We start from the raw sequence: 3,670 nt of genomic DNA, 5'->3' as shown, positions 1-3,670 counted from the left end.
CCGGCCAGCCTGATTGAGCAGCTCAACGACTACGTGGGCCGCCAGGGTAACCATGGCCACGGCGATGACCTGTTCGTGATGGCCATGCCAGAGACCCAGCACAGCCTCACCCTTGCACTGTGGCCACAAGCCAACCTCACCGCCGAGCAGCGGACCGCGCTCAAGGCGGGCGCCGAGAACCTGGTCAAGGCGGCGCTTCGCCAGTCAGCGGATTTCCCGAGCGTTACCCGCACCTGGCCGCGCTCGCGCTTCTCGCTCTCCCAGCTCGGCCGCGAGCTGCACAGCCAGTTCCCGCAGCTGCAGAGCCTCAAGTTTGCGCAGGATGACATCGTGTCGGGGCTGGCCATCCCTCGCCTCGACAAGCTGGCGGTGACCCTGCATGACTAATCCGACCCCGCTTGAACACGACCTGCAGGCGCCGCAGCTCCCCGATGCCAGCGCCCCCTGGTGGGAAGACGGTTACACCATCAGCCCGGCCCACGCCGAGCCCGGGTTTCTAGCCAAGGGGATTAACGCCTTCTGGCAACGGCTCAAAGGCTGGCTGTTGCTGCCGCTGGCCCAGCAAGACCCGCTGACCTGCTCCGAATCTCTGCTCTCGCTGCTTGCTTGGGAACGGGACATCGCCCGATTCAACGGCGAGCCGCTGCCGCTCTTTCGCAAGCGGGTCAAGTTCGCCTTTGTGAACGCCCGGGACGCAGGCGAGGTGGCCGGCTTTAAACGCATCTTCGAGCGCCTGGGCATCGGCTGGTGTGACATCCACGAACGCCAGGCCGGCGCACCCTGGGACGTTATCACCATCGAGGTGACCGACAGCGCCCTTGCTGACAACCAGCAACTGATGGAAACCCTCATTCAACACTATGGCCGCACCTGCCGCCGCTATCGCTTTGCGGTGGTTTACCCGGTCACCGGCACCCTGCACACCGGCAGTATCGGCATGAGCCAGCAGGTGTTTGGCGCATCACTTAAGAGGACAGCATGAGCACCATCATTACCAACGCTTTCTCCCGCTACTGGCAGGAGTGCCTCGCGACCCAAGTGCCAGTGGTGCTCGATGAGTTCGTACTGGCCAAGGTGCCCAGCCTCGACCCCGAGGCCCCCATCAACCCGGACAGCGGCCTGCCGCCGGCGGGCCAGATTGTGCACCGCCACGCGGTGGACCAGCGCGGGCGCATCAACAACGATGCGGTGGCTTACACCATCGTGATGGACACCACGATCGGCGATTTCAGCTTCAATGCCATGTACCTCATCAACAAGGCCACCGGCGTGGTGGGGATGATTGTCCACAAGGGGCTGGAAACCAAACTCAAGACCAATGAGGCCACCGGCCAGACTGGCAACAGCCTGGTGAAATCCATGCTGATGGAATACGACCGCGCCAGCGAGGCCACCGCCACCCACGTGGATGCCAGCACCTGGCAGATTGACTATGCCGCCCGCCTGCGCGGGATGGATGACGACCTGCGCCTGCAGGCGCTGCAGTTCTTCGGGCCGGCCACCTTCTACGGGGATGGCTTTAACCTGGTCAACGCATCGGGGGTCTACAAGATACAGCCCGGGGTGGCCTACGTGGGCGGCCTGCGCGCGGAGCTCAACGAGGTCAAGAAGGTGACCCCGGGCGCCAAGCCGGTGGGGCTCTGGCTCGACATCTACCGGGCGGGCTCCCTGCTCGATGCCTGGGTGAACCACTTCTCCCTGACCCTGAGCGTGCCAGAGCTCACCGACTACCTGGATGCCAACGGCCATCAGCACCATGTGGCCAAGGTGGCCATCGTCAATGCCAATGGCAGCGTCACCGACGTGCGCCGCAAGCGCACCATCGAACTGACCGGAGACGTGACCGGCAAGGGCATCCTGGAAGATGCCCAGGGCGTCACCATCGCGGTGGAGATCAAAGATGGCAGCCACCGCCACAAGTGGAATGAGCTCGACCAGGTACCGGCCACCGCCAGCCGCTGGCCCAGCTATAGCGAGGTGACCAACAAACCGGATCTGGCCGCCGCCAACCATACCCACCGCGGCAGCCTGCTCAACCCGATAAACCTGGCCAAAGAAGATCTCAACACCATCGTCACGCCCGGGGTGTATGCCCAAAATGCGAACGCCAACACCTCCGCCGCGCTGAACTACCCGGAGAACAACGCAGGCACACTGACCGTCACGGTGGCAGCAGGCCCCCAGCAGCGTTACCACGTTTACAACTCCAGCCGGGTCTATACCCGCGCCCAGTACAGCACGGGCGCCTTTACCTCCTGGGCCAGGGACTACAACACCCTGAACAAGCCAAGTGCGGACGATGTGGGTCTGGGCAAGCTCGCCAACATTGCCCCCAGTTATGATCCCTCGGCCAACACCTATGCCCTGCGCGACTCGTCGGGCGACCTGCTAGTCCGCACCCTGCGCACCAACCTTGTCGATGAGCAGCGCATGGTCGGCGCCGTGGCCTTTCGGGTCGACTACGGTAACGACAGCTATCTGCGCTACTGCAGCAGTCAGGCCGCGTTTCGTCAGTGGCTTAACCAGGGAGTGACCGGTTGGGAGGTCGCCTGGCGCTTAGGGATCTCAGACCCGAACTACGCAATGACCGAATACCACATCCCGGGCAAATGGGCGGTGATGACCTACCTGGCGACCGATGGCGCGTTTCGGATTGCCTCCTCCAACGGTCAAGGGGGATCCGTCTTCACCCGTATGACCATCGACACCGGGGGCAATGCCACCTTTGCGGGTACGGTGAACGATGGCTCGGGCCGCTGCTACAGCCCGGGAAACCAACCCCACTACACCCACAACCACACGGCCGCACAAGGCAACCAGGACATTGTCGCCAGCGGTTGGGGACAAGTTGGTACCTATATGATGGCCGCTGTGATCCCGGGCCATGCCGCTGCCATGAATCCGTCCGCCACCATCGCCGGCTCGTCGCTGCGCCCCGCCAACGCCTCCGAGTGGGGCCAAAATCGCGACTGGGCCTTACCGGGCACCTGGAAGTGTCTGGGGTTCGTCACAGATAACAGCGATGACCGCTGGGATGACCGCACCACCCTGTGGATCCGGGTCGCATAAAGAGAGGAGAACATCATGGAACGCATTGAAGTGCTCAGCGCCGCTCACCCACGCCATTACGCAGCGGATCCCGACAGCATCACCCTGGACGTGCTGTTTGCCCACCTGCCTGAGCAGGTCCAGTTCGCCGCCCGCAAGGATGACTCGGAGGAACATGGCCGCGAGCTCTACAGCCGGGCGGTGTTTGGCGAGTTTGGCGATATCGAGGTGATCACCCCTTCGCCGCCGACCGAGACACAGCAGCAGGCCCGTCTGAACGAGGAGCTGAAACAGGCAGCCACCGCCATGGCGCCGCTGAAGGATGCCGACACCCTTGGCATCATCAGCGATGCCGAACGCCAGCGACTTACCGCCTGGCAGCGCTACCGGGTCACCCTCTACCGCCTACCGCAAAGTGACGGCTGGCCAACCGAGGTCAACTGGCCAGAGATGCCGCAATGAGTTGGTCACAAGGGGCGCTGCACTGGCCAGCCAGTGCAGCCAGCCTGCAGGCCAATGCCCAGGGCGTACTGGCCCAGATCCCGGCCACCCAAACCAGCGCCACGGGCCGCCTGCAAGCGCTTGCAGCCCGCGCCCAGTACCGCCGCCACCCGTTAAGCGA

At 63.8% G+C, this 3,670-nt stretch carries 3 protein-coding genes and 1 pseudogene; all 4 read left to right on the top strand.

The genetic code is table 11. The features are described from left to right. A pseudogene (locus AXW79_RS23205) lies at positions 1-387 on the top strand (baseplate J/gp47 family protein); the annotation flags it as partial. Continuing rightward, positions 380-982, top strand: a complete 603-nt coding sequence (locus AXW79_RS10370; RefSeq protein ID WP_005321912.1) for a phage tail protein — start codon at positions 380-382, stop codon at positions 980-982. The pseudogene AXW79_RS23205 and the gene AXW79_RS10370, both read left to right, overlap by 8 nt. After that, entirely contained in the window at positions 979-3,069 is a 2,091-nt protein-coding gene (locus AXW79_RS10365; RefSeq protein ID WP_005321910.1) for a phage tail-collar fiber domain-containing protein, read from the top strand. Before AXW79_RS10370 ends, AXW79_RS10365 begins: the two co-directional genes overlap by 4 nt. 15 nt (positions 3,070-3,084) lie before the next feature. Further along, positions 3,085-3,510, top strand: a complete 426-nt coding sequence (locus tag AXW79_RS10360; RefSeq protein WP_005321908.1) for a tail fiber assembly protein — start codon at positions 3,085-3,087, stop codon at positions 3,508-3,510. Positions 3,511-3,670: the final 160 nt, after the last annotated feature.

The organism is Aeromonas salmonicida subsp. salmonicida (assembly GCF_001643305.1).
Taxonomy (GTDB): domain Bacteria; phylum Pseudomonadota; class Gammaproteobacteria; order Enterobacterales; family Aeromonadaceae; genus Aeromonas; species Aeromonas salmonicida.
The sequence above is the reverse complement of the archived record's forward strand: the minus strand, read 5'-3'. Positions and strand labels throughout refer to the sequence as shown.